The following is a 25,631-nucleotide window of genomic DNA, read 5'->3' as shown; positions in this document are numbered from 1 at the left end:
GGCTACTGCGCGGTGTAGCCGCCGTCAATCACCAGTTCCGTGCCGGTGGCGAACGCCGATTCATCGCTGGCCAGGAACAGCGCGGCGTTGGCGATATCCCGGGCTTCGCCCAGATGGCCGATCGGGTGCAGCGCCGTGAGCTGGCGCAGCATCTCCGGGTCATGGCCGATCATCGGCGTATGGATATAGCCGGGGTGCAGGCTGTTGATGCGGATGCCGTAGCGGCTGCGGGCGGCATGCAGCGCGGCGGACTTGGTCAGCAGGCGCACGCCGCCTTTGGCGGCGTTGTAGGCCGGCAGATTGGGGTCGCCCACCAGTCCTTCAATCGAGCTGATATTGATAATGCTGCCGCCGTGCGGCTTCATCGCCATAATGCCCTGGCGGGTGCCGAGAAACACGCCGTCCAGATTGACCGCCAGCATCTTTTTCCACTCCCGGTAGGAGGTCTGCTCGATATTCTTGTACAGGCTGACCCCGGCGTTGTTGACCAGAATATCCAGACGGGGCGCCCATTGCTGCAGCTGCGCAAACACCGTCTGCCACTCTTTTTCGCTGGTGACGTCGTGCGGCAGGAAGCGGACTTTTCCGCCGTAGGCGGCAAGCTGCGCCAGCGCCTGTTCCCCGCGGCGCGGGACGATGTCGGTGATGATTACCTGCGCCTGTTCTTCCAGAAAGCGCTGGGCGATAGCCAGGCCGATGCCCGATGCGCCGCCGGTGATCAGCGCGGTTTTATTCTCCAGTCTGCTCATCTTTCATCCTTGTTGTTGGTGGTGGTCGCTCTTCATAAGCGAGCCTTATATCCAGCCTGATAGTAAGGGCTTGTCGCCGGCTGCGCCAGCGCAATCGCGCCGCCTGCCGTTGAAGGGCGGTTAATTGATCTGCACGTTGAATCTGTTACATTACGGTAAGTTGCAGCATTTTCTCCGGGCCAGGGAAGCTGGCGCTGATCGCCTGGCGGATGTGGCCCGTCGCCGTTTTGCTGTCCTGCCTTTTTCACGCCCGGCAGGCAGGATGGCCCAGCTTGCCGGACGTTAAGGGAGCGTTCCTTCCGTGTTGACCCTTCTTCACCTGCTTTCCGCCGTGGCGCTGCTGGTGTGGGGCACCCACATCGTGCGCACCGGAATTATGCGGGTCTACGGCGCCAACCTGCGCCGTATCCTGAGCGACAGCGTAGAGAAAAAACCGCTGGCGTTCGTGTCCGGCATCGGCGTGACCGCGCTGGTGCAGAGCAGCAACGCCACCGCGCTGCTGGTCACCTCTTTTGTCGCCCAGGGGCTGGTGGGGCTGGCGCCTGCGCTGGTGATTATGCTGGGCGCCGACGTCGGCACCGCGCTGATGGCGCGGGTGCTGACCTTCGATCTCTCCTGGCTGTCGCCGCTGCTGATTTTCGTCGGCGTGATTTTATTCCTCAGTCGCAAACAGACGCGCGTGGGGCAGGTGGGGCGCGTGTTTATCGGCCTTGGCCTGATCGTGTTGGCGCTGGAGTTGATTGTGGCGGCGGCGACGCCGATCACTCAGGCGGCCGGCGTCAAAGTGCTGTTTTCCTCCCTGACCGGCGACGTGATGCTGGACGCGCTGACCGGCGCGCTGTTCGCCATCATCAGCTACTCAAGTCTGGCTGCGGTGCTGCTGACCGCCACGCTGACCGCCTCCGGCGTGATTTCGCTGAAGGTGGCGCTGTGTCTGGTGATTGGCGCCAACCTCGGCAGCGGCCTGCTGGCCACCATCAACAGCAGCGGGCAGAACGCGGCCGGACGGCGCGTGGCGCTGGGCAGTCTGCTGTTCAAACTGCTGGGCAGCGCGCTGCTGCTGCCGTTTGTCACCTATCTGGCGGACTGGATGGCCAGGCTGCCGGTGCAGGGCGAAGAGCTGGTGATCTATTTCCACGTGTTCTACAACCTGATCCGCTGCCTGCTGTTTATTCCGCTGGCCGATCCGATGGCGCGGTTGTGCCGCATGCTGATCGCCGATGCGCCGGAAGAAGATCCGCGCCTGCGCCCGCGCCACCTCGACAGCAGCGCGCTGGATACGCCGTCGCTGGCGCTGGCCAATGCGGCGCGCGAGACGCTGCGCATGGGCGACGTGGTGGAACATATGCTGATCCTGCAGCACGAGGTGCTGCACGGCAAGCTGGGGCAGGACAAAGAGGTGCGCCGGCTGGATGATGACGTCGATGTGCTGTACACCGCGATCAAACTCTATCTGGCGCAAATTCAGAAAGAAGATCTGGGCGAGGAAGATTCGCGCCGCTGGGCGGAGATTATCGAGATGGCGCTGAACCTGGAGCAGGCCGGCGACATTATCGAACGGATGACCGGCGACGTGGCGGGCAAGTCCCACGCGGCGCGGCGCGCGTTCTCACCGGAGGGGCTGGCGGAGCTGGACGCGCTGCACGAGCGGCTGGTGGCGAACCTGCGCCTGAGCCTGTCGGTATTCCTGTCGGCGGATCTCACCAGCGCCAAGCGCCTGCGCCGTTCCAAGCATCGTTTCCGCATTCTGGACCGGCGCTACGCCCACGCGCACGTCGATCGCCTGCATCAGCAGAACGTGCAGAGCATTGAGACCAGCTCGCTGCATCTGGGGCTGCTGGGAGATATGAAGCGTCTGAACTCGCTGTTCTGCGCGGTGGCGTACAACGTGCTGGATCAGGACGAGCGTGATGACGAGCGCGACTGGGAAGATACGCCGAGAACGCTATAGCGGCAAAAAGCGGGGCGCGGCGGCGCCCCCGTCACTGATTAACCTGATGTCGGCGCTTGCGCCGACATTATTTTTTTGCCGGTTTAATCGGCTGTCCGGACCAGTAGCCCGCCAGCAGCGAGCCGGAGAGGTTGTGCCACACCGAGAACAGCGCGCCCGGCAGGGCGGCCAGCGGCGTAAAGTAGATTTTGCCCAGCGTCGCCGCCAGCCCGGAGTTCTGCATGCCGACTTCAATCGCCAGCGTGCGGCAGGTGGATTCGTCAAAGCCGAACAGCTTGCCGCCCCAGTAGCCGCTCAGCAGGCCGATGGCGTTGTGAAGAATCACCGCGATAATCACCACCAGACCGACGGAGGCGATATGGCTTTGGCTACCGGCCACCACGGCGCTGATGATCGCCAGAATACACACCATCGACAGCGGCGGCAGCAGCGGCTCAAGACGTTTGACGGCGTTGCTGAACAGATGGTGGACGATCAGGCCGAGGCCGATTGGGATCACCACGATCTGCAGAATGCTCAGCAGCATGCCGACAATATCCACGCTGATATCGGCGTCAACGTACAGACGCGTCAGCAGCGGCGTGGCGAATACGCCGACCAGGGTGGAAACGGCGGAGATGGTTACCGACAGCGCCACGTCCCCTTTGGCCAGATAGATCATCACGTTGGAGGCGGTGCCGCTGGCGACGCTGCCGACCAGCACCATCCCGGCGGACAGGTCCGGCGGCATATGAAACAGCATCGCTAGCAGCCAGGCCGCCAGCGGCATAATCAGATAGTGCAGAAAGATGCCGGCCGCCACCGGGCCGGGGCGAGCCAGCACGCGTTTAAAATCGTCCAGCCGCAGCGTGACGCCCATGGCGAACATAATCAGCATCAGCAGCGGACTGACGTAAGGGCTGATGCCGGTAAAGGTAGCGGGGGTGTAGTAGGCGGCGACGGAGAGCAGCACCGCCCACAGCGGGAATAATCGGGTGAAGGTTGCCAACATGATTCGGGTTTTCCTTGGGCCAAATAACGCGGATGATTGTTGTGTTGTGTTGTGTTGTGTTGTTTTAGTCAGGTAGCAGGCAGGCGGGTAGTCAGCCGTGGGCGCCGCCTGCCGCGCCCACGGCCTGTCAGTATGGCTTATTCGAACAGGTTATGGTGCAGGGTGCGCACCACCTGCTCGGCATCGGCGCCCGGCACCAGGAAGCACAGGTTGTAGTTGCTGGCGCCGTAGCAAATCATGCGGATATTGAACGGGTCCATCACGCCGAACACCTCTTTGCCGACGCCGCAGGCGCGCGACAGCTTATTGCCGATCAGCGCAATCAGCGCCAGATCTTCTTCCACTTCCACCCGGCACAGCGAGGAGAGCTCGGTCAGCAGCGCGGTGGTCAGCAGGCTGCGGCCGCTGGAGGTGGTGCCGGTGGTGTCCATGGTCAGCGCGATGCTGACTTCAGAGGTGGTGATCAGATCGACCGAGATATCGTGGCGCGCCAGAATGCTGAACACTTCCGCCAGGAAGCCGCGGGCGTGCAGCATGTTCAGGCTGTGCAGCGTCAGCAGTGTCTGCTTGCGGCGCAGCGCCAGCGCACGGAACAGCGGCGGGTTTTCGGTGGTGTTGCATACCAGCGTGCCGCCGGCGGCCGGATCTTTGCTGGAGCCGACAAATACCGGAATGTCGCTGCGCACCGCCGGCAGCAGGGTGGCCGGGTGCAGCACCTTGGCGCCGAAGGTGGCCATCTCCGCCGCCTCTTCAAAGGCGATTTTGTCGATGCGCTTGGCGGCCGGCACCACGCGCGGGTCGGTGGTGTAAATGCCGGGCACGTCGGTCCAGATATCCACCCGGCTGAGGTTCAGCGCTTCGCCCAGCAGCGCTGCAGTGTAGTCGCTGCCGCCGCGGCCCAGCGTGGTGGTGCGGCCTTTCGCCTCGCTGCCGATAAAGCCCTGGGTGACTACCAGCGACGCCTGCAGGCGCGGCTGCAGTAGCGTCTGTGCCAGCTCTTTCAGCACCGCGCCGTCCGGCGTCGCCCGGCCGAAGTGGTCGTCGGTGTGCATCACCTTGCGCACGTCGAACCATTCGGCCTGCGCCTGACGCTGGCGCAGGATCTCCACAAACAGCAGGGTGGACATCAGTTCGCCGTGGCTGACCAGCTCATCGGTCAGCGCCGTGGAGGTGGCCAGCGCGGCCGCTTCCGACAGCATGGCGATATTTTCCAGCATGCGATCGATCTCCTCGCGGACGACCGAAGGGTTGTCCAGGCGATCGAGAATGGCGTATTGGATACGGCGGATTTCATCGAGCTGGTAGCTGCGCTGCTCGCTTTCGCTGCCTGCGGCCAGCGCCACCAGCAGATTGGTGACGCCCGCCGAGGCGGAAAGCACCACCAGGCGTACGTCAGGGTTGCCCAGTACCACGTCGGCGCTGCGGTTCATGGCCTCAAAATCGGCGACGCTGGTGCCGCCGAACTTTGCCACCACATGGGAAGATTGGGGTGCTGCTTGATTCATGTAAAAAAACCTCGTGTCAGGGATATCGTATCTGACGACTCTATCGCTAATAAGCCTTGGCACGGGGAGAGCGGTAAACAGGGAGCAGACGTAGAGGTGGCTACGATACACCCAGAAGCGCCCCACCTTGCCGACCGTCCGTTAGGGACGATCATGGTGACAACCCAGGGGATTCAGCCCCTGTAGCCGACACGTCGCTTAGCCGAATGGGCGACATACCTCGGCGTCGCTCCCCCTCCAGTGCCGTCATGGGATAACGGCTCCTCCGACACTGTACCTGGGCGACGCGCCTCTTCTGGCTTGCGCACCGGGTGCGCAAGTTGGCTGATAGGAATAGCCGGTTTAACCGCTGCTGTCAACGGCCGGGCGCTGAGGGTTTTTCATCTTGCACCAGCGCAATCAGCGTACAGGGCATAGTTGGCGTAGAACCTGCACCTATCGGCTGCAAACTGCCGTCTTCTCGCTGATAAAAAAGCGGGATGACGCCGCGGTTTTTCTCCAGGTATTCCGGCCAGCCGAAGTTGTCGTTCAGGCGGGTCACCTTAATGACGGCGCCTTTGGCGATCAGGCTGCTCAGGCGGGCGTAGGTCGCCTCGTGGTTGAACAGCACTTCATGACGGCGGAAGCGGGAGCTTTCCGCGCTGTTGGCGCGCCCCTTCAGCGGCGCCCCGGAGCGGATGGCGAACACGTGATCGTCGCCGAAGAGATGGCCGAAATGGTACACCGCCAGCGCGTTTTGATGGCGGTTGGGCGACAGCGCCAGCACCTGGGCGGTGTCGCTCAGGTCGAGGGTGTTTTCGGCGTGTTCCGAGTAGGCATGGCCGTAGTAGGCGGGAATGCCCTCCATCCGCGCCTGGCGGTAATACTCCCAGCTGCTGTCGGTGACCATCACCGGCACGTTCATTTTCATCAGCGCCTGCGCCAGCGTGCGCGCCACGCTGTTGGCGCCGACGATCAGCACGCCGCGCGGCTTCTGCTGCTGCACCCGCAGCCAGCGGGCGATCATGCCGCTGGTCAGGCTTTGCAGCACCACGGTGCCAATAATAATGGCGAACACCACCGTCACCAGCCGGTCTGCGCCCTGATAGCCGCTGCGCTGCAGGGTCAGCGCAAACAGCGAGCTGACCGCCGCCGCCACGATGCCGCGCGGCGCAATCCAGCACAGCAGCAGGCGATCGCGCCAGTGCAGGCTGGAGCGCCAGGTCGACAGCGCAATGCACAGCGGACGGGCGATAAACTGCACCACCAGCAGTAAAAGCAGCAGCGGCCAGCCCATCTGCCACAGCGCCTGGATATCCAGCCGGGCGGCCAGAATAATAAACAGCGCCGAAATCAGAATTGCCGACAGCTCTTCCTTAAAGGCCAGAATATCGCTGGTATCCACGTCGCGCATGTTGGCCAGCCAGATGCCCATCACCGTGACGGTCAGCAGGCCGGACTCGTCGGCCAGCGCGTTGGATAGGCCAAACGCGGTAAGCATAATCGCCAGCACCGCCAGGTTCTGCAGATAGCGCGGCAGCCAGACGCGGCGCAGCGCGATGCCCAACAGATAGCCGAACAGCGCGCCGACGATCAGGCCGACGGCGGCGGTGACGCCCAGCGTCCAGAGCAGATGGGTATACGATTCGGCGTTCTGCCGCAGCACGATAAATTCAAACACCAGCAGGGTAAAAATGGCGCCGACCGGGTCGATCACAATCCCTTCCCAGCGCAGAACCTGGTTAATTCTGGCGTTCGGCCGCACCACGCGCATCAGCGGGGCGATCACCGTGGGGCCGGTGACCACCGTCACCGCGCCGATCAGCGCCGCCAGCTCCGGCGGAAAGTCCAGCAGCCACCAGCAGGCGACGCCGATGGTGACAAAGGTCGCCAGCATGCCGACGGTGACCAGATTACGCACCACGCCGCCCAGCCCGCGGATCTCCTCCACCCGCAGCGTCAGCGCGCCTTCGAACAGGATGATCGCCACCGACAGCGACACCAGCGGAAACAGCAAATCGCCGAATAGCCCGTCCGGCTGCACCAGATGCACCACCGGGCCCAACACAATGCCAAACAGCAACAGCGGCAGTATTGCCGGCAGCCGCAATAACCAGGCCAGCCACTGCGCCAGCAGCGAGCTCAGGCCGATAACCACCAACATCAACGGGGCGGAGAGTTCCATGAGTGCGATCCCTTTCAACAACGACAGGTCAACAATGACACAATTTGATGACAACCAGATCGGCCTGATAACAGACCGTTAGCTCAATTATAGGGAAAAAGCTGAAACGATGCGGCTGCGCGTTGACAGTTAACGCCTATCGCAAGAAAAGAGATCATAATCACGGTCTAACAGGCTACAATCGGACAATCACGTCAAATTCATTCTCATGCATAAGAGCGTTGCTATGAAAAATATCAATCCTAGTCAAACCGCTGCTTGGCAAGCCCTGCAGCAACATTTTGAACAAATGAAAGACGTACAGATCGGCGATCTGTTTGCCCAGGATAGCGAGCGTTTTTCCAAGTTCTCCGCCACCTTCGACGACCAGATGCTGGTGGATTATTCCAAAAACCGCATCACCGCAGAGACATTGGCAAAGCTGCAGACGCTGGCGCAAGAGACGGATTTGCAGGGTGCGATCAAGGCCATGTTCTCCGGCGAAAAAATCAACCGCACGGAAGATCGCGCGGTGCTGCACGTGGCGTTGCGCAACCGCAGCAACACGCCGATTGTGGTTGACGGCAAAGACGTGATGCCGGAAGTGAACGCGGTGCTGGCCAAGATGAAGCAGTTCTGCGAGCGGGTGATCGGCGGCGCATGGACCGGCTATACCGGCAAACCGATTACCGACGTGGTCAACATCGGTATCGGCGGCTCCGATCTGGGCCCGTATATGGTGACCGAGGCGCTGCGTCCGTATAAAAACCACCTGAACATGCACTTTGTCTCCAACGTGGACGGCACTCATATCGCCGAAACGCTCAAGCCGCTGAACCCGGAAACCACCCTGTTCCTGGTGGCCTCCAAAACCTTCACCACTCAGGAAACCATGACCAACGCCCACAGCGCGCGCGACTGGTTCCTGCAGGCGGCGGCCGATCAGCAGCACGTGGCCAAACACTTCGCCGCGCTGTCGACCAACGCCAAGGCGGTCAGCGAGTTCGGCATCGACACCGCCAACATGTTCGAGTTCTGGGACTGGGTCGGCGGTCGTTACTCCCTGTGGTCCGCCATCGGCCTGTCGATTGCGCTGTCCATCGGCTTTGACAACTTCGAGCAGCTGCTGAGCGGCGCGCATGCGATGGACAAACACTTCGCGCAGACGCCGGCGGAGCAGAACCTGCCGGTACTGCTGGCGCTGATCGGCATCTGGTACAACAACTTCTTCGGCGCCGAAACCGAAGCCATTCTGCCGTACGACCAGTATATGCACCGTTTTGCCGCTTACTTCCAGCAGGGCAATATGGAATCCAACGGCAAGTATGTCGACCGCAACGGCAACCCGGTGGATTACCAGACCGGCCCAATCATCTGGGGCGAGCCGGGCACCAACGGCCAGCATGCGTTCTATCAGCTGATTCACCAGGGCACCAAACTGGTTCCTTGCGACTTTATCGCGCCGGCGGTCAGCCACAACCCGCTGAGCGACCACCACGCCAAGCTGCTGTCGAACTTCTTCGCCCAGACCGAAGCGCTGGCGTTCGGCAAGTCGCTGGAAACGGTTGAAGCGGAATTCGCCGCCCAAGGCAAAAAGCCGGAAGAGGTGCAGCACGTGGCGCCGTTCAAGGTGTTCGAGGGCAACCGTCCGACCAACTCCATCCTGCTGCGTGAAATCACGCCGTTCAGCCTGGGCAGCCTGATCGCGCTGTATGAGCACAAGATCTTCACCCAGGGCGCCATCCTGAATATCTTCACCTTTGACCAGTGGGGCGTGGAGCTGGGTAAGCAGCTGGCTAACCGTATCCTGCCGGAACTGGCGGGCGGTGAGCAGGTCAGCAGCCACGACAGCTCCACCAACGGCCTGATCAACCGCTTTAAAGCGTGGCGCTAAGGCGCACCGGCTGCGGTTAATGATAAAAAAACCCGCCGCGGCGGGTTTTTTCTTGCTTGCCGCACTCAGCGGGACTGGAAGTCGATCACCATGCGGCCTTTAATCTTGCCCTGTTCCATCTCCTGGAAAATGGCGTTGATATCCTCTACCGGACGCTTGGTCACGGTGGGCACCACCTTGCCCTCGGCGGCAAACTGAAACGCCTCTTTTAAATCTTCGCGGGTGCCGACCAGCGAGCCGACCACCTGGATACCGTCCAGTACCAGCCGTGGAATATTCAGGCTCATCGACTCCGGCGGCAGCCCGACGGCGACGATGCGGCCGCCGGCGCGCATGGCGTCCACCGCCGAGTTAAACGCCGCTTTGGCGACCGCGGTGACCACCGCGGCGTGCGCGCCCTGAACCTTATCCTGGATAATCTGCGCCGCGTCTTCCGTGCGGGAGTTAATCACCAGATCGGCGCCCATTTCGCTGGCGAATGTCAGTTGGGCGTCATTGACGTCAATGGCGATCACCTTGGCGTTAAAGACGTTTTTCGCATACTGCAGCGCCAGGTTGCCGAGGCCGCCCAGGCCGTAAATGGCGATCCACTGGCCGGGCGCAATGCCCGATATTTTCACCGCCTTGTAGGTGGTGACGCCGGCGCAGGTAATGCTGCTGGCGGCCGCCGGATCCAGCCCGTCCGGCACTTTTACCGCATAGTCGGCCACCACGATGCACTCTTCCGCCATCCCGCCGTCCACGCTGTAGCCGGCGTTCTTCACCGCGCGGCACAGGGTTTCATTGCCGCTGTTGCAGTATTCACAGTGCCCGCAGCCCTGGTAAAACCAGGCGACGCTGGCGCGGTCGCCAACCTTCAGCGAACTGACGCCGGGGCCGACCGCTTTTACCACACCGATGCCTTCATGCCCGAGGATAACGCCGGTCTTGTCGCCGAAATCACCGTTTTTGACGTGCAGATCGGTATGGCAGACGCCGCAGCACTCCATGCTGAGCAGCGCCTCGCCGTGCTCCAGCGGGCGCAGCTGTTTATCCACGATGCCGACCGAGTGATCCTGATTAACAACCGCAGCTTTCATTTTGAGCCTCCTGAACGATCGCAAATTTAAAAGATAGCGCAGAATCGGCGCGGCAGCCGGAGGCAGGGCGAAAGAAAGCGGGATAAAAAAATGCCGGTCGGTGAGACACCGGCCGGCAGGATAACGCGGAGAAGATCGACGCTTACAGGTTGATTGGCACTTCCAGGCTGATGCCGGCGCCAACGTCGTCTGCGGTGCTGTTGTTGTTATCGGTGTACCACAGGCTGGTATCGAATTTCACCTGCGAATCGAAGTCATAACCCCAGCCCAGCTGCACGCCTTTCAGCGTATCCGAACGCGGGAAGGCCTGGTTGATCGACATATTCAGCGGGTTAACTTTGGCGTACACCAAACGGGTGCTCCAGCGCTGGCCGTCGTCCAACACCAGCTCTACGCGGCCGGACAGCATCTGACCGTCGCCGCCCATCGCGTGGCCCAGCGGGTAACCCTGCTGGTAGTAACCGCCGCGGTAGGTATAGTGGTTGTATACATAGCCTTTACGATCGCGGTCTGCGCGGGTGTCGGCGCCTTCGATATACCAGTTGATGGTGTTCGGGCCCCACTCAGGGTGGCCTTCCAGGCCCAGCAGGTAGGTATTTTTCGACGGCAGCAGGCCGGCTTCATCTTCACCGATCAACTGACCGTACAGGCTGACCGGCAGGCCGATCAGCGGCTGCATTTTCAGTTTGAAGTCGAAGCCTGCCAGCTGGTTACCCGGATCGTTGCCGCTGCCGGAGTCATCGTTATCTTTACCGGTAAAGCCGTCCCAGAATGAGCTCCAGGACTGAGGACGTCCTTTGCCGCCCCACTGCATCACGCGGGAGGCGCCCAGCTCGACAAAGTCGGTCGGCATCATAGTGAAACGCCCGCCAATCAGCTTGGTGTGCGGTACTGAAGTGTATTGGGAGAGCTGGCCGGCGGTAATCTGGTACTGCCAACGGCCAATCCAGGACAGCCACGGGGTTTCAAACGGCGACTGGTCGGCGCGCTGCATCATAAAGCCGGTCACCGGACGCGCGGCGTCGGAACGGATCAGGCTGCCGTCGTAGCCCGGGCCCCACCATTGAGAGACTTCACCGAAGGAGATCCACTGGTTCCACACTTTCAGCGCGCCGTAAGAACCCTGCATATTGAAGTTGGAGCCGTCGCTGACGCGCTGGTCGCCTTCCACGGAACCTTGCAGACGCACATCCCAGTATTCGCCGCTGCCGCCGACGCCGACGGTCAGGCGATCGTCCGCATACTCATTCTGGCCGAAGCCCTGCGGGGTGCCGGGTTTATCGGTGGAGGCGTAGCCGCTGATGCGGATATTGGCTTTCAGTTCGCCGACGCGGCGCTGAACGCGGTCAATCACGTTCTTTTCGGTATTGGTGACCGGTTTGGCCTGCGACAGAACGGAGTTGATCTCTTCCTGGCTGAGCGGCCAGGTGGACAGACTGACGTTGATCACGCCGCGATCGGACAGCCAGGCCAGATCGTTGCGCAGATCGTTATCAGGGGTGACCAGACCGCTGGCGTGGCTGGTCAAGGCACAGGTAAACAAGCCTGCGGCGACCAGTCCATTGAGTTTAGCGCGCATAAAAAGTTCCTTTCCTGAGTCAGGGAATTGTAGATTTTATGTAAAGTTCTGTGCCCCATGATAGATGACATTTCAATTTGCTACAAATATATCCAACGGCGAGAGTCTGTTGTAATTTATTGTTATTTATGGACTTATATTGCGTGGTAGCATTGGGGCAATTTTTAAGATAATACCTATATTTAGATGCGGTTCATTCTTTTGGGGTTTAGGTTGGAGAGAAATATGGCAAAGACGTCGCGGTCGATAGCAATCGCTAAAGGCTTACAGCGGGTACTGAACGTCGGGCTGCTGCTGCTGGCGGCGATCCTGGTGGTGTTCCTGGTGAAGGAAACCATACATCTGGCGAAGGTGTTATTTATCAACAACGAGGAGTCTTCATCGTATCTGCTGATTGAAGGCATTGTGATCTACTTCCTGTACTTTGAATTTATTGCCTTGATTGTTAAATATTTTGAGTCGGGCTACCACTTCCCGCTGCGCTACTTTATCTATATCGGCATTACCGCGATTATCCGGCTGATTATCGTCGATCATAAGAATCCCTTTGATACCTTGATTTATGCCGGCGCGATTCTGCTGCTGGTGGTGACGTTGTATCTGGCCAATACCGATCGGCTCAAGCGCGAATAGCGGCCTAAAAAAGGCGTCCCGTCAGGGACGCCAAAGACACAGGCACAGCGTGAATCCTCTTGCGTTATCCCTTTACCCCGCCGGCGGTCAGCCCGCCTACCAGCCAGCGCTGCGCCAGCAGGAACACGGCGGTGATCGGAATCGCCGACAGCACCGCCGCCGCGGCAAAATCCCCCCACAGATAGTTCTGCGGATTCAGGTACTGCTGCATGCCCACCGCCAGCGTGTAACTGTTCACATCGCGTAGCAGCAGCGAGGCGACCGGCACTTCGGTGATGGCGGCAATAAACGACAGAATAAACACCACCGCCAGAATCGGCACCGACAGCGGCAGCAGCACCAGGCGGAAGGCCTGCCACGGCGTCGCACCGTCCAGCGCCGCCGCCTCCTCGAGCGAATTGTCGATGGTTTCGAAGTAGCCCTTGATGGTCCAGACGTGCAGGGCGATGCCGCCCATATAGGCGAAAATCACGCCGCCGTGGGTATTGAGGCCGATAAACGGCAGGTATTGGCCCAGCCGGTCAAACAGCGCGTACAGGGCGACCAGCGACAGCACCGCCGGGAACATCTGAAAAATCAGCATGCTTTTCAGCAGGGCGCTTTTGCCGCGAAAGCGCAGGCGCGCAAAGGCATAGGCGCAGGTGGTGGACAGCGTAACGATGCCGATGGCGGTGATCGCCGCCACCTTTACCGAGTTCCACAGCCACAGCAGCACCGGGAAGGGCGGCGGCGTGACGCTGCCGTCGGCGTGGGTGACGCTCAGGCCCAGCGCCAGCCGCCAGTGGTCGAAGGAGACCTGATCCGGGATCAGGCTGCCGGTGGCGAAGTTGCCGGCGCGCAGTGAAATCGCCACCACCATCAGCAGCGGAAACATGATCAGGGCGATAAAGCACAGCATTGCCAGATGGGTCAGCCACAGGCGCAGACGCTGGGATTTTGGTTGGACCATAGCCATGGGTGTTCTCCCTAATCAAAGTTCATTTTGCTGGCTTTCAGATTCAGGATCGCCAGCGCGCCGACCAACAGGAAAATCAGCGTGGCGATGGCGGCCGCCAGCCCGAAGTCCTGCCCGCCGCCGCCTTCAAAGGCGATGCGGTAGGTATAGCTGACCAGCAGGTCGGTATAGCCGGCCGGCGTGGTGGTGCCGATCATGTCCGGGCCGCCGTTGGTCAGCAGCTGGATCAGCACGAAGTTGTTAAAGTTGAAGGCGAAGCTGGCGATCATCAGCGGCGTCAGCGGTTTGATCAGCAGCGGGAAGGTGATGCGGAAAAAGTTCTGCAGCGGCCCGGCGCCGTCAAGCGCCGAGGCTTCATACAGATCGTCCGGGATCGCCTTGAGCAGGCCCATGCACAGGATCATCATGTAGGGGTAGCCGAGCCAGGTGTTGACGATCAGGATCATGCTCTTGGCGGTTAGCGGATCGCTGAACCAGGCCGGCTTGATGCCGAACAGCGTGCTGAGCATCATGTTGATTTCGCCGAAGCTCTGGTTGAACAACCCCTTGAAGATCAGGATGGAAATAAACGACGGCACGGCGTAGGGCAGGATCAGCAGTACACGGTAAACCGCCTTGCCCTTCAGCGCCTCCCACTGCACTACGCAGGCCAGCACCATGCCCACCGCGACGGTCAGCGCCACTGACAGCAGCGAAAACACCAGGGTCCAGACAAAGATCGAAATAAACGGTTGCTTGATGCCTTCATCCTGCGCCACCCGCAGGAAGTTTTTCCAGCCGCTGACCACGGTATAGCCCGGGCTGAGAGTTTCCTGTCCCCACTGGCCGTCGGCGTTTACCGCCTGATAGAAGCCGGTGTTGTCGTTTGGCCGGTACTGCACCTGGGTCTGGTTGTTGGTCAGCGTTTTGCCGTCGTCGGCCAGCGTGTACAGCGGGCCGGTGCCGGAGAACTGGCGCAGCGAACTCATGCGCAGTATGCCGCCGTCCGGCAGTTGGGCGGAGAGTTGGCTTAACGCCTGACGGTGCTGGGTAATCACGCGCAGCGTAGCGCGTTCGCCGGCGGGCGCGGTGGCGTCGGCCGTCAGCGTCACCTGCTGCGGCGCACCGCCGTTATTCAGGCTGAAGGGGGCGGAAAGCAGTGACTCGCCGCTGTCCGGGTGCGTCAGCAGCAGCTGCCACTGCCGGTCGGCCGTCGGATAGAGGCCGAAGGTAAAGGTTTTGCCGGTTTGGAACTGGCGCTGCATCAGCACCGACTGCGCGCGCTCAAAGGTGAGCTGGTTGGTGCTGCTGTAGTTGGTAAAGGCGATGGCGATGGTGCAAATCAGCGGAAACAGGACAAACAGCCCCATGCCGGCGATACCGGGATAGACGTAGCGCCAGGCATAAGCGCGGCGGTTGGCGAAAATATACAGGCCGGCGCTGACCAGGATCAGCGTCATAATGGCGAAAAGATATTCCCCCTGTGCATACATCAACACAATCAGATAGCAGCTAATCAGGCTGAACAGGCCGATCGTCAGCCATTTCAGCCCGTCATGCTGCCACCACTTCGATTTCTGGCGCGTCGGCAAGCCGGCGTGGGCGAATTGCATAGGGTGTTCCCTCAGTCTACGTAACCTACTCCCTCTCCCGCGGGGAGAGGGAGGCCGGGCTTATTTATTGATGCGGGTCTGGGCGTCTTTCAGCGCGGCGTCCACCGTCTGGCGGCCGCTGATGGTGTTGAGCACGGCGCTGCGCATCGCATACCAGAAGGCGCTCATCTGCGGAATATTCGGCATGATTTCGCCGTTCTGCGAGTTCTGCATGGTGGCGGCGATTTTTTCATCCTGCGCCAGCTGCTGCTGGAAGGACTTCAGCGCCACCGCGCCCAGCGGTTTGTCTTTGTTGACGTCCGCCAGCCCCTGGTCGGTCAGCAGATAGTTTTCCAGGAACTCGGTCGCCAGTTCTTTATTCGGGCTGGCGGCGTTGATGCCGGCGGTCAGCACGCCGACGAACGCCTTCGACGGCTTGCCTTTGAAGGTCGGCAGCACGGCGACGCCATAGTTGATTTTGCTCTGGTCGATATTGCTCCAGGCCCACGGACCGTTGATGGTCATCGCGGTCTGCCCCTTGTTAAAGGCGGCTTCGGCGATCGAGTAATCGGTATCGGCGTTGATGTGCTTGTTCTTCACCAGATCGACGATAAACTGCAGGCCGGCCCGCGACCCGGCGTTATCGACGCCGACGTCTTTCAGATCATATTTGCCGTTAAGCTGCTTAAAGGCATAGCCGCCGTCGGCGGCAATCACCGGCCAGGTGAAGTAGGGCTCCTGCAGGTTCCACATGATGGCGCTCTTGCCTTTGGCACGCAGCTGCTTATCCAGCGCCGGGATCTCTTCCCAGGTTTTCGGCGGCTGTTTGATCAGGTCTTTGTTATAAATCAGCGACAGCGCTTCCACGGCGATCGGGTAACCGATCAGTTTGCCGTCGTAGCGCACCGCATCCCAGGTGAACGGGAAGATCTTGTCCTGCAGCGCTTTGGAAGGGTGGATCTCCGCCAGCAGGCCGGACTGCGCATAGCCGCCGAAACGGTCGTGCGCCCAGAAGATAATGTCCGGGCCGTCGCCGGTCGCCGCCACCTGCGGGTATTTTTCTTCCAGCTTGTCAGGGTGTTCGACGGTGACCTTGATGCCGGTGTCCTGCTCAAATTTTTTGCCGACCTCGGCCAGGCCGTTATAGCCTTTATCGCCGTTGATCCAGATGACCAGTTTGCCTTCTTCGATTTTGGCGAACGCCGAGGATGAAAGCGCCAACGTCGTCAGCGCCGACAGCACCAGCGTGCGGGCGGCGGTAGTCATAGTACGAGTCATAGTCCAATCCTTCTGTAGGCACTGCGGTAAGTTGGCAAATAGTGGGCCACAACCGGCGTGCCGCTCATCCTCCTGCGCTCTACGCCCCACGGCTGAGTTATGTGATCCAGTTAACACTACGTTCCATTCTGTGGCCTCAGACACAAAAAATGCCGGCCGTTTTTGCCAAATAGATCACAGATTTGTCTGACCCGCGCCGCGGCTCCTCCCCGCGTTGCTTTCCTCATCCTCCCGCCTCCTCCCCCATGAAAAATCCGGTTGCGGATGATTACCCGCGGCGGTGATTCGCCCACCATCGCTGCATGACTTTGATTAGCCGGGAACATCCCGCACGGCGCGGGGGGACGGAGCTCGCTTCGTCATTTTCACCCGGCACAGTAACTGCGAAAGCAGGGGAGTTACGCATGGCTAGCGTCACACTGCGCAGCGTTTATAAGGCCTTTGGCGAGGCCGTGATCTCCAGGGACGTCAACCTGACCATCGACGACGGCGAATTTGTGGTGTTTGTCGGGCCGTCGGGCTGCGGCAAATCGACGCTGCTGCGCATGATTGCCGGGCTGGAGGACATCACCTCCGGCGATCTGCTGATCGGCGAGCGGCGGATGAACGAGGTGCCGCCGTCGGAGCGCGGCATCGGCATGGTGTTTCAGTCTTATGCGCTGTATCCGCACCTGTCGGTGGCGGACAACATGTCGTTCGGCCTGAAGCTGGCCGGCGCGAACAAGGGGCAGATCGGCCAGCGGGTCAACCAGGTTGCGGAAGTGCTGCAGCTGGCGCATTTGCTGGATCGGCGGCCAAAGGCGCTGTCCGGCGGCCAGCGGCAGCGGGTGGCGATCGGCCGCACGCTGGTGGCGGAGCCGGAGGTTTTCCTGCTTGATGAGCCGCTGTCCAACCTCGACGCCGCGCTGCGGGTGCAGATGCGCATTGAGATCTCCCGCCTGCACAAGCGCCTGCGGCGCACCATGATTTACGTCACTCACGATCAGGTCGAGGCGATGACGCTGGCGGACAAAATCGTGGTGCTGGACGCCGGGCGCGTGGCGCAGGTCGGCAGGCCGCTGGAGCTGTACCACTATCCGGCCAACCGCTTCGTCGCCGGCTTTATCGGCTCGCCGAAGATGAACTTCCTGCCGGTGAAAGTCACCGCGGTGGAGCCGCAGCAGGTGCAGGTTGAGCTGCCTAACCGGCAGTGGGTCTGGCTGCCGGTGGACGGCGAGCGGGTGGAGGTCGGCGCCAATATGTCGCTCGGCATTCGGCCGGAACACCTGCTGCCGAGCGGCGAGAGCGACGTGCAGCTCAGCGGCGAGGTGCAGGTGGTGGAGCAGCTCGGCCACGAAACGCAGATTCATATCCAAATCCCGGCAATTCGTCAGAACCTGGTTTACCGCCAGAACGACGTGGTGCTGGTAGAAGAAGGCGCCACATTCGCCATCGGCTTGCCGCTACAGCGCTGCCACCTGTTCCGTGAGGACGGAACCGCCTGCCAGCGCCGCTATCGCGAGCCGGGCGTTTAAAGCGCCACGCCCCCGGCCTGTCCCGCGCGTGGTCGCTGCGGGCGCCGGTCTGTATAACAGGAGAATAATGATGACTACTCTGCGCAAACTTCCTCTGGCGTTGGCTGTCGCCGCCGGCGTGCTGACCACGCAGGCAATGGCGGTCGATTTTAAAGGCTACGCCCGTTCCGGCATCGGCTGGAGCGGCAGCGGCGGGGAGCAGCAATGCTTCCAGGCCACCGGCGCCGGCAGTAAATACCGCCTTGGCAACGAATGTGAAACCTATGCCGAGCTGAAGCTGGGGCAGGAAGTGTGGAAAGACGGCGATAAAAGCTTCTACTTCGATACCAACCTGGCCTATTCGGTGTCGCAGCGCAGCGACTGGGAAGACACCACGCCGGGCTTTCGTGAAGTGAACGTGCAGGGTAAAAACCTGATTGAATGGCTGCCCGGCTCCACCCTGTGGGCCGGTAAGCGCTTCTATCAGCGTCACGACGTCCATATGATCGACTTCTACTACTGGGATATCTCCGGCCCGGGCGCCGGTCTGGAAAACGTCGATCTGGGCTTCGGCAAACTGTCGATGGCGGTGACCCGCAACGGCGAATCCGGCGGATCTTACGGCTATCTGTATAACGAGTGGGATGAGCGTCCGACGGTTAACGACGTGTTTGACGTGCGGCTGGCCGGGCTGGAAACCAACCCCGGCGGTACGCTGGAGTTAGGGGTGGACTACGGCCGCGCCAACGTGCAGGACGGCTACCACCTGGCGGACGGCGCGTCGAAGGACGGCTGGATGTTCACCGCCGAGCATACCCAGAGCATCCTGAACGGCTACAACAAGTTTGTCGTGCAGTACGCATCCGACGCCATGAGCTCGCAGAATAACGGCCGCAACGAAGGCTCTTCGGTTAACAACAACGGCAATATGTTCCGCGTGCTGGATCACGGTGCCATCGACTTTAACGATAAATGGGCGCTGATGTATGTGGCGATGTATCAGGACGTCGACCGCGATAACGACAACGGCAGCACCTGGTACACCGTGGGCGTGCGGCCGATGTACAAATGGACGCCGATCATGAGCACCCTGCTGGAAGCGGGCTACGACAACGTGAAATCCCAGCGCACCGGCGACCGCAACAGTCAGTACAAGATTACCCTGGCGCAGCAGTGGCAGGCGGGCGACAGCATCTGGTCGCGTCCGGCGATCCGCCTGTTCGCCACCTATGCCAAGTGGGATGAGAAATGGGGCTACGCCACCGACGATTCCGGCGCGGCTTACACCTCCGGCACCGCCTACCGCGACAGCAGCGCGCACACCTTCAGCCGCGGCAACGACGATGAAGTCACCTTCGGCGCGCAGATGGAAATCTGGTGGTAATGAGCGTACGTGGGGAAGGGGCTGCCGCCTCTTCCCCTCTCTGATTACCGGCGGCGCGGCGCTTGCCTGCCGACCGCCGGAAAGTATGGGGATATAACAATGAACAAAACGCTGTTGTCATTTTATCTGTCCGCCGCGCTGGCCGTCAGCCTGTCGCCGATTGCCAAAGCGGCTACGCCCGCCGATGTCGCCGTCGCGCCGGCGGTGAGCGCCGCCACGCTGCAAAATCTGCCCTGGCAGCCGCTGGTGCCGCCTGCGACGCAGCAGGTGACGCTGAATGAGGCCAGCCCGCAGATTCACCAGGGCGATATCCAGGGCGCGGTGGCGGCGTATACGCTGCCGGCCGATCGCGGCTCGCTGGAGATTACCCTGAGCAGCATCGCCCGGGATAATACGCTGTATGCGCCGAGCGTGCTGGTGCTGGACGAGCAGCGGCGTCCGGCAGCCTACTACCCCAGCAGCTATTTTCCGTACCAGCCGCCGGGCGTAATGTCGGCGGACCGGCTGGAGGGCACCATGAAGCTGACGCCGGCGCTGGGGCAAAAACAGATCTATCTGCTGGTGTACACCACGCGGCAGGACTTGGGTAAAACCACGCAACTGACCAATCCGGCGAAGGCCTATGCGCGCGGCGTCGGCAACGCGGTGCCGGATATTCCCGATCCTGTCGCCCGCCATACCGCCGGCGGCCAGCTGAAGCTGAAGGTCAGCGCCGAGCAGGGCAGCGGCAATATCATGATCGGCATGCTGCCGAGCGCGCCGAGCACGCCGCCGGTTACGGTCGGGGCGCAGCCGCAGCCGGCCAGCGTGGCGCCGTCAACACCGGCGGAGCCGATGCTGAACGACACCGAAAGTTACTTCAATAACGGCATCAGACAGGCGGTGAAGGCGGGAGATATCGATAAAGCGCTGAAACTGATGAATGAAGCGGAAAAATTGGGTTCCACCACTGCGCGTAACACCTTTATCAGCAGTGTGAAAGGCAAGGGGTAATCCCCACGCTGCCGATGCTGGCTCGATGATTGGTGCGCTGCGGCGCACCTTTTTTCGTTTGGCGGCGGCGCGTTCTCCCGCCGGCGGGATACCACGAATCATTCTGCCGCTTTTAATTTTCTGCGTTACAATGGCCGCCTGTTAACCGTTTGTAGTGTCGATGATGTACGTTGTTGACGTATGTTGCCGACCGTTGGAGTAGAACAATGCCAGGCAATAGCGAATCCATTTTGCCCCCGCTGGAATGGCTCACCGAGCAACATCCTCCCGTACCCGCCGCGATCAACGACTGGCTGATGGAGCTGGGATCGATGACCCGGCGTTTCGAGCAGCACTGCCGCTGCGTGCGGGTTGAACCGCAGCGCGAGGGCTTTGTCAGCCGCGAGGAGCTGGGCGAAGAGGCGGATCACCTGCCGGAGAGCCAGCGTTACTGGCTGCGCGAGATTGTGCTGTTGGGTGACGACCAGCCCTGGCTGCTCGGCAGAACGGTGATCCCGTTGGAAACCCTGACCGGCCCCGATCAGGCGCTGGTGGATCTGGGCACCGTGCCGCTGGGGCGTTACCTGTTCAGCAGCGATGCGCTGACCCGCGACTATATCGTGGTCGGCAGACAGGAGCAGCAGTGGGCGCGCCGTTCCCGCCTGCGCCTGGCGGGCAAACCGCTGCTGCTGACCGAACTGTTTTTACCCGCTGCGCCGCTGTATCAGGCGGACGGCAGCGCACCGGCCTGAGGGGGAAAGCAAACTTGGAAGGAAGTATGAGCCAAAGTAAGTGGCGGGCCTATTGCCACCTGATGCGCATTGATAAACCCATTGGCACGCTGCTGCTGCTGTGGCCGACGCTATGGGCGCTGTGGCTGGCGGGCGAAGGCGTGCCGTCGTTCCCTATTTTGCTGGTGTTTGTGCTGGGCGTCTTTTTGATGCGCGCAGCGGGCTGCGTGGTGAATGACTTTGCCGATCGCGCCTTCGACGGCCATGTGAAACGCACCGCCAACCGTCCGCTGCCCAGCGGCCGGGTCTCGGAGAAAGAGGCGAAGGTGGTGTTTGTGGTGCTGGTGCTGCTCTCTTTTGCGCTGGTGCTGACGCTCAATACCATGACCATCGCCCTGTCGCTGGCCGGGCTGGCGCTGGCGTGGATCTATCCGTTTATGAAGCGGGTGACGAATCTGCCGCAGCTGGTGCTGGGCGCGGCCTTCGGCTGGGGCATCCCGATGGCCTATGCCGCGGTGAGCGAGTCGCTGCCGCTGAGCTGCTGGCTGCTGCTGCTGGCGAACATCTGCTGGACGGTGGCGTACGACACGCTGTACGCGATGGTGGACCGTGACGACGATCTGAAGATCGGCGTGAAGTCCACCGCGGTGCTGTTCGGCCGCTTCGACAAGCTGATTGTCGGCCTGCTGCAGTTCGCCACGCTGCTGCTGCTGTTATGGATTGGCTATCTGTCGCAGCTGGGCGGGGCGTTTTACTGGTCGCTGCTGCTGGCGGGGGCGCTGTTTATTCATCAGCAACAGCAGATCGCCGGGCGCGACCGCGACGCCTGTTTCCGCGCCTTCCTGCACAACAACTACGTGGGGCTGGTGGTGTTTATCGGCGTGGCGCTGAGCTTTATCTGATGAGGCGGCGGCAACGCGCATAAAAAAGGCACCCGATTGATGGGTGCCTTTTTCGTTATGGCGGGCGGGTTATCCGGCGCTGTTGCCGTCTGCTTCCGCCTTGGCCGGCAGCGCTTCAGGCTCCGCCGGCGTGCTGACGCTTTCAATCGTCAGCTTGATCTCCGGGGTGATCAGGTCGCTCAGCATGGTGTAAACCTCCATGGTGTGCTCGCGGATCGCATCGCCGATATCGTTGATATAGCCCTCTTCACGCAGCGTCGCCACCAGGGTGGAGAACACCGCCTTGTCGAAGAACTCCGGCGCGTTGATGCCGTGCAGCACCGACAGGCGCTGGGCCATAATCCGGCTCTCTTTTTCCAGCGCGCCGCGGTTGATGCTCGGGTTGGCGCTGAGGATCGACATGGTGATAGCGTAGCGCTGCAGGGTTTCGCGCACGCCGGCCGCCAACAGCTGCAGCGGACGGATGCGCCCGGCGTTGAGCGACAGCTCGTCGCCGTTGACGCAAATCAGCGCCTGACGCGCCATTTCGTCGGTTAGCGTTTGCAGCACCTCCGGCAGCTGTTCCTTGTCGTAGTGCAGGAACAGCTCGGCCTTCAGCATCGGATAAATCAGGCCGATCTGGCGCAGCAGTTCGGCGCGCGAGACGTGGCGGTGATGCATCACAATGCTGGCGATCAGCGACGGTAGCACCAGCAGGTGGTGAATGTTATTACGGTAATAGGTCATCAGCACCGCCTGCTCGCGCGGCAGAATGATGATATCGCCGATATTGTCCTGCTCCACCTCGAACTTATCCATATTGAGCGCGTGGTCCAGCAGCTCGCCCGGCGTATGGTCCGGCACCGTCACGTCGTCGGCGTACGGCGCGTTGCGCATCAGCTGCAGGTAGCAGTCCAGCTGCTCGATCAGCTGCTCGCGGGTCAGCGAACGCTGGCGCGAGGCCAGCAGCGCGGTTGAACACAGGTTCATGGCGTTGGCGGCGGCGGCGTTGTTGATGCGCACCATGATCTTGCCGGCCAGATCGTTCACCGTCGGCGTCAGCCAGCTCGGGCGCTGCGCTTCGATCGGGTCGATGGACTCGCGCCACTGCGGCACGTGCTGGTTCAGGTAGGCGGTCAGCGGCAGCGGTTCGCCGAAGTTGACATAGCCCTGGCCCAGATTGCGCAGCTTGCGCAGGCCGCGCATCATCTGCAGCAGGTTCTCTTTCTCTTTGGTCGCGCCGCGCAGCTCTTTGGCGTAGGTGCCCACTTCCATCACGTGCTCGTAGCCGATGTAGATCGGCACCAGGGTGATCGGCCGGGTGCCGCCGCGCAGCATCGCCTGAATGGTCATCGACAGGGTGCCGGTTTTCGGCTCCAACAGACGCCCGGTGCGCGAACGGCCGCCTTCGACGAAGTACTCCACCGAGTAGCCGCGGGTAAACAGCTCGCCGAGGTATTCGCGGAACACCGTGGAGTAGAGCTTGTTGCCCTTGAAGGTGCGGCGGATAAAGAACGCCCCCAGCCGGCGGAAAATCGGCCCGGCCGGCCAGAAGTTCAGGTTGATGCCGGCGGCGATATGCGGCGGCACCAGGCCCTGGTGATACAGCACGTAGGACAGCAGCAGATAGTCCATATGGCTGCGGTGGCAGGGCACGTAGACGATTTCGTGGCCGTCCTGCGCCAGCTGACGCACGCGCTCGGCGTTGGTGACGTTGATGCCCTGATACAGCCGGTTCCAGGTCCAGCTCAGCACGCGGTCCGACAGGCGGACGGTTTCATAGGAGAAGTCGGCGGCGATCTCTTCCATCAGCGCGATGGCGTTTTGCTGCGCCTTCTCGTGGGAGATCTTCTTGCTGCGCGCTTCGTCTTCCACCGCTTTTTCAATCGCCTTGGAGGCCAGCAGTTTATTGAACAGATCCTGCCGCGCCGGCAGGCTCGGGCCTACCGCCGCCAGACGCTGGCGTGAGAAGTGCATGCGCGCGACGCGCGCCAGCTTCTGCGCGATAATTTTATCGGTGCCGTGCTCGGTCGCCATCTTGCGCAGCGACACGGTGTTGGAGAAGCGCACGAAGCTGTCGCGTCCCAGCCACAAAATGGCGAAGAATTTCTGCACGCCGTTCAGCAGGCGCAGGTGCGGGGTGCCCTGGCCTTCACGTCCCGGAGAGCGGCCGAACATCACCGACGCCGGCAGCATCTGGATATCCAGCCCCGGGTTATTGCGGTGCAGGTCCAGATAGTCGTGGAACAGTTTTACCGACTCTTCCTTCGGGGTGTAATAGCGGAAGACGCGCGGGCCGTCGTGAATAAACACGTAGCTTGGCAATACCGCCCCGTCGATCTCCAGCGGGTCGAGCGGGTCGGGCAGATCCTGTGCCAGGCACTGGGTGCGCAGCGTCAGCAAATCCGCCTTGGAATGGTAAGGTAAAACGTACAAAATCGGTCGTGAGGGATCGAGCCCCAGCTCCGTGACCGGATCTGCGGGGATAGCTTTGCTTCTTACCAGCAGTTTGAGTGGTAGATTCAATAATTTATAATAAATTTTACGCCAACCTGACATAACTATGTGAAGCCTCTTGTTAGCAATGCGCCGCAAGCATACCAGAAAGCGGGTGACAGATCTGTGGTGTTAAAGACCCCCAAACCGTTAAAATTATGACTTACCTCTTGTAAAAGGCACACAGCAAAATGGCAAATCAGACGACCGGCTTGACCCGCATCATCAAAGCGGCGGGTTATTCATATAAAGGATTAACGGCGGCATGGCGTAATGAGGCGGCGTTCCGCCAAGAGTCGGTGGCGGCGGTGGTTGCGGTCATTGTGGCGCTGTGGCTGGACGTCGACGCCGTGGCGCGCATTTTACTGATTGGCTCGGTGCTGCTGGTGCTGATTGTCGAGGTGCTCAACAGCGCCATTGAGGCGATTGTCGACCGCGTCGGCACCGACTTCCACGAGCTGTCCGGCCGCGCCAAGGATATGGGGTCGGCGGCGGTGTCGCTGAGCATTATCCTGGCGCTGCTGGTCTGGGTAACGCTGCTGTGGCGGCATTTCGCCTGATTTGCGCAGCGGCACGCTAATCCCTGATTTTTATTCATTCTCCGGTTCCCAATCCGCGTTCACCTGTATATACTCACAGCAAGACTGTATAAACAAACAGGGGGCGGAATGAAAGCACTAACTACCAGACAGCAAGAGGTCTACGATCTGATTCGCGAGCATATTTCGCAAACCGGCATGCCGCCAACGCGCGCCGAGATCGCATTGCGTCTGGGGTTCCGCTCGCCGAACGCCGCCGAAGAACACCTGAAGGCGCTGGCCCGCAAGGGCGTGATCGAAATCGTCTCCGGCGCCTCGCGCGGCATCCGCCTGCTGATGGAAGACGAAGACGGCCTGCCGCTGATCGGCCGGGTCGCCGCCGGCGAACCGCTGCTGGCGCAGCAGCATATCGAAGGGCACTACAAGGTGGATCCGTCGCTGTTTAAACCAAACGCGGATTTCTTGCTGCGGGTTAACGGCATGTCGATGCGTGATATCGGCATTCTGGACGGCGACCTGCTGGCGGTGCATAAAACGCAGGACGTGCGCAACGGTCAGGTGGTGGTGGCGCGCATCGAAGACGAAGTGACGGTGAAGCGTTTGAAGCGCAACGGCAATATGGTTGAGCTGCTGCCGGAAAACAGCGAGTTCACGCCGATCAAGGTTGACCTGCGCGAGCAGAACTTCACCATTGAAGGGCTGGCCGTCGGCGTTATCCGCAACGGTGACTGGATCTAAACCGCATTCCCCCGCGTTTAATCGCCCCGGCCACGTCCGGGGCGATGTTATTTCTTATCTGACTCCTCT

20 protein-coding genes and 1 riboswitch are annotated in these 25,631 nt (G+C 61.1%); of the genes, 10 read left to right on the top strand and 10 right to left on the bottom strand.

Features of this window, described 5'->3' with window-relative positions; all coding sequences use genetic code 11:
- Positions 1-2: 2 nt before the first annotated feature.
- Positions 3-749 (bottom strand): SDR family oxidoreductase, encoded by a 747-nt coding sequence (locus D781_RS20290; RefSeq protein ID WP_015962108.1) that lies wholly within the window; start codon positions 747-749, stop codon positions 3-5.
- 301 nt (positions 750-1,050) lie between these two features.
- On the opposite strand from D781_RS20290, the gene D781_RS20285 reads away from it, so the two are divergent.
- The gene (locus tag D781_RS20285; protein ID WP_015962107.1) at positions 1,051-2,700 is read left to right on the top strand and encodes a Na/Pi cotransporter family protein; all 1,650 of its coding nucleotides are present in this window, start codon (positions 1,051-1,053) and stop codon (positions 2,698-2,700) included.
- A gap of 67 nt (positions 2,701-2,767) precedes the next feature.
- Here D781_RS20285 and panS read toward each other — a convergent pair whose 3' ends face one another.
- The 3 genes from panS to D781_RS20270 form a co-directional block, all read right to left on the bottom strand.
- Positions 2,768-3,691: a ketopantoate/pantoate/pantothenate transporter PanS gene (gene panS, locus D781_RS20280; RefSeq protein WP_015962106.1), complete on the bottom strand. Its 924-nt coding sequence runs from the start codon at positions 3,689-3,691 to the stop codon at positions 2,768-2,770.
- A gap of 137 nt (positions 3,692-3,828) precedes the next feature.
- A complete protein-coding gene (gene lysC, locus D781_RS20275; protein ID WP_015962105.1) occupies positions 3,829-5,196 on the bottom strand; it encodes a lysine-sensitive aspartokinase 3 in 1,368 nt (455 codons plus the stop codon).
- A gap of 107 nt (positions 5,197-5,303) precedes the next feature.
- Positions 5,304-5,499: riboswitch (Lysine riboswitch) on the bottom strand.
- 52 nt (positions 5,500-5,551) lie between these two features.
- Complete coding sequence (locus D781_RS20270; RefSeq protein ID WP_015962104.1) at positions 5,552-7,360, bottom strand: sodium:proton antiporter; 1,809 nt, start codon at positions 7,358-7,360, stop codon at positions 5,552-5,554.
- Between the two features lie 226 nt (positions 7,361-7,586).
- On the opposite strand from D781_RS20270, the gene pgi reads away from it, so the two are divergent.
- Entirely contained in the window at positions 7,587-9,233 is a 1,647-nt protein-coding gene (pgi, locus tag D781_RS20265) for a glucose-6-phosphate isomerase (protein WP_015962103.1), read from the top strand.
- A gap of 65 nt (positions 9,234-9,298) precedes the next feature.
- Here pgi and adhP read toward each other — a convergent pair whose 3' ends face one another.
- Positions 9,299-10,312 carry an alcohol dehydrogenase AdhP gene (adhP, locus tag D781_RS20260; RefSeq protein WP_015962102.1) on the bottom strand — a complete coding sequence of 338 codons (1,014 nt, stop codon included), beginning with the start codon at positions 10,310-10,312 and terminating at the stop codon, positions 9,299-9,301.
- Positions 10,313-10,454: 142 nt separating this feature from the next.
- Entirely contained in the window at positions 10,455-11,891 is a 1,437-nt protein-coding gene (locus tag D781_RS20255; RefSeq protein ID WP_015962101.1) for a capsule assembly Wzi family protein, read from the bottom strand.
- Positions 11,892-12,116: 225 nt separating this feature from the next.
- Between D781_RS20255 and psiE the strand changes: the two genes are divergently transcribed.
- On the top strand, positions 12,117-12,524 hold the full coding sequence (gene psiE / locus D781_RS20250; protein WP_015962100.1) for a phosphate-starvation-inducible protein PsiE: 408 nt from the start codon (positions 12,117-12,119) through the stop codon (positions 12,522-12,524).
- 64 nt (positions 12,525-12,588) lie between these two features.
- Here the strand turns inward: psiE and malG are convergent, their stop codons facing one another.
- From malG to malE, 3 genes are read right to left on the bottom strand one after another with little or no spacing between them, the layout of a single operon-like run.
- Positions 12,589-13,479, bottom strand: a complete 891-nt coding sequence (gene malG / locus D781_RS20245) for a maltose ABC transporter permease MalG (protein ID WP_015962099.1) — start codon at positions 13,477-13,479, stop codon at positions 12,589-12,591.
- Positions 13,480-13,490: 11 nt separating this feature from the next.
- Positions 13,491-15,071 carry a maltose ABC transporter permease MalF gene (gene malF, locus D781_RS20240; protein ID WP_015962098.1) on the bottom strand — a complete coding sequence of 527 codons (1,581 nt, stop codon included), beginning with the start codon at positions 15,069-15,071 and terminating at the stop codon, positions 13,491-13,493.
- A gap of 60 nt (positions 15,072-15,131) precedes the next feature.
- Positions 15,132-16,328 carry a maltose/maltodextrin ABC transporter substrate-binding protein MalE gene (gene malE, locus D781_RS20235; protein WP_015962097.1) on the bottom strand — a complete coding sequence of 399 codons (1,197 nt, stop codon included), beginning with the start codon at positions 16,326-16,328 and terminating at the stop codon, positions 15,132-15,134.
- A gap of 404 nt (positions 16,329-16,732) precedes the next feature.
- Here malE and malK point away from each other — a divergent pair, with 404 nt between their 5' ends.
- From malK to ubiA, 5 genes are all read left to right on the top strand, one after another.
- The gene (gene malK / locus D781_RS20230; RefSeq protein ID WP_015962096.1) at positions 16,733-17,842 is read left to right on the top strand and encodes a maltose/maltodextrin ABC transporter ATP-binding protein MalK; all 1,110 of its coding nucleotides are present in this window, start codon (positions 16,733-16,735) and stop codon (positions 17,840-17,842) included.
- 70 nt (positions 17,843-17,912) lie between these two features.
- Positions 17,913-19,205 (top strand): maltoporin, encoded by a 1,293-nt coding sequence (locus tag D781_RS20225; RefSeq protein ID WP_015962095.1) that lies wholly within the window; start codon positions 17,913-17,915, stop codon positions 19,203-19,205.
- Between the two features lie 99 nt (positions 19,206-19,304).
- The gene (malM, locus tag D781_RS20220; protein ID WP_015962094.1) at positions 19,305-20,198 is read left to right on the top strand and encodes a maltose operon protein MalM; all 894 of its coding nucleotides are present in this window, start codon (positions 19,305-19,307) and stop codon (positions 20,196-20,198) included.
- A gap of 206 nt (positions 20,199-20,404) precedes the next feature.
- Entirely contained in the window at positions 20,405-20,929 is a 525-nt protein-coding gene (gene ubiC, locus D781_RS20215; RefSeq protein WP_015962093.1) for a chorismate lyase, read from the top strand.
- A 14-nt stretch (positions 20,930-20,943) separates the two neighbouring features.
- Complete coding sequence (gene ubiA, locus D781_RS20210) at positions 20,944-21,810, top strand: 4-hydroxybenzoate octaprenyltransferase (RefSeq protein WP_041411919.1); 867 nt, start codon at positions 20,944-20,946, stop codon at positions 21,808-21,810.
- 69 nt (positions 21,811-21,879) lie between these two features.
- Here ubiA and plsB read toward each other — a convergent pair whose 3' ends face one another.
- The gene (plsB, locus tag D781_RS20205) at positions 21,880-24,348 is read right to left on the bottom strand and encodes a glycerol-3-phosphate 1-O-acyltransferase PlsB (protein ID WP_015962091.1); all 2,469 of its coding nucleotides are present in this window, start codon (positions 24,346-24,348) and stop codon (positions 21,880-21,882) included.
- A gap of 128 nt (positions 24,349-24,476) precedes the next feature.
- On the opposite strand from plsB, the gene D781_RS20200 reads away from it, so the two are divergent.
- Positions 24,477-24,845 carry a diacylglycerol kinase gene (locus D781_RS20200; protein WP_015962090.1) on the top strand — a complete coding sequence of 123 codons (369 nt, stop codon included), beginning with the start codon at positions 24,477-24,479 and terminating at the stop codon, positions 24,843-24,845.
- A gap of 108 nt (positions 24,846-24,953) precedes the next feature.
- Entirely contained in the window at positions 24,954-25,562 is a 609-nt protein-coding gene (lexA, locus tag D781_RS20195; protein WP_015962089.1) for a transcriptional repressor LexA, read from the top strand.
- Positions 25,563-25,631 lie beyond the last annotated feature (69 nt).

Source organism: Serratia sp. FGI94 (genome assembly GCF_000330865.1).
GTDB lineage: Bacteria > Pseudomonadota > Gammaproteobacteria > Enterobacterales > Enterobacteriaceae > Serratia_B > Serratia_B rubidaea.
This window is presented reverse-complemented; position numbering and strand designations above follow the sequence as displayed.

Excerpts from the sequence above, each read along its gene's own strand:
- D781_RS20290 (WP_015962108.1), bottom strand. The coding sequence starts at position 749 with ATGAGCAGACTGGAGAATAAAACCGCGCTGATCACCGGCGGCGCATCG.
- panS (WP_015962106.1), bottom strand. The coding sequence starts at position 3,691 with ATGTTGGCAACCTTCACCCGATTATTCCCGCTGTGGGCGGTGCTGCTC.
- lysC (WP_015962105.1), bottom strand. The coding sequence starts at position 5,196 with ATGAATCAAGCAGCACCCCAATCTTCCCATGTGGTGGCAAAGTTCGGC.
- D781_RS20270 (WP_015962104.1), bottom strand. The coding sequence starts at position 7,360 with ATGGAACTCTCCGCCCCGTTGATGTTGGTGGTTATCGGCCTGAGCTCG.
- pgi (WP_015962103.1), top strand. The coding sequence starts at position 7,587 with ATGAAAAATATCAATCCTAGTCAAACCGCTGCTTGGCAAGCCCTGCAG.
- adhP (WP_015962102.1), bottom strand. The coding sequence starts at position 10,312 with ATGAAAGCTGCGGTTGTTAATCAGGATCACTCGGTCGGCATCGTGGAT.
- D781_RS20255 (WP_015962101.1), bottom strand. The coding sequence starts at position 11,891 with ATGCGCGCTAAACTCAATGGACTGGTCGCCGCAGGCTTGTTTACCTGT.
- psiE (WP_015962100.1), top strand. The coding sequence starts at position 12,117 with ATGGCAAAGACGTCGCGGTCGATAGCAATCGCTAAAGGCTTACAGCGG.
- malG (WP_015962099.1), bottom strand. The coding sequence starts at position 13,479 with ATGGCTATGGTCCAACCAAAATCCCAGCGTCTGCGCCTGTGGCTGACC.
- malF (WP_015962098.1), bottom strand. The coding sequence starts at position 15,071 with ATGCAATTCGCCCACGCCGGCTTGCCGACGCGCCAGAAATCGAAGTGG.
- malE (WP_015962097.1), bottom strand. The coding sequence starts at position 16,328 with ATGACTCGTACTATGACTACCGCCGCCCGCACGCTGGTGCTGTCGGCG.
- malK (WP_015962096.1), top strand. The coding sequence starts at position 16,733 with ATGGCTAGCGTCACACTGCGCAGCGTTTATAAGGCCTTTGGCGAGGCC.
- D781_RS20225 (WP_015962095.1), top strand. The coding sequence starts at position 17,913 with ATGACTACTCTGCGCAAACTTCCTCTGGCGTTGGCTGTCGCCGCCGGC.
- malM (WP_015962094.1), top strand. The coding sequence starts at position 19,305 with ATGAACAAAACGCTGTTGTCATTTTATCTGTCCGCCGCGCTGGCCGTC.
- ubiC (WP_015962093.1), top strand. The coding sequence starts at position 20,405 with ATGCCAGGCAATAGCGAATCCATTTTGCCCCCGCTGGAATGGCTCACC.
- plsB (WP_015962091.1), bottom strand. The coding sequence starts at position 24,348 with ATGTCAGGTTGGCGTAAAATTTATTATAAATTATTGAATCTACCACTC.
- D781_RS20200 (WP_015962090.1), top strand. The coding sequence starts at position 24,477 with ATGGCAAATCAGACGACCGGCTTGACCCGCATCATCAAAGCGGCGGGT.
- lexA (WP_015962089.1), top strand. The coding sequence starts at position 24,954 with ATGAAAGCACTAACTACCAGACAGCAAGAGGTCTACGATCTGATTCGC.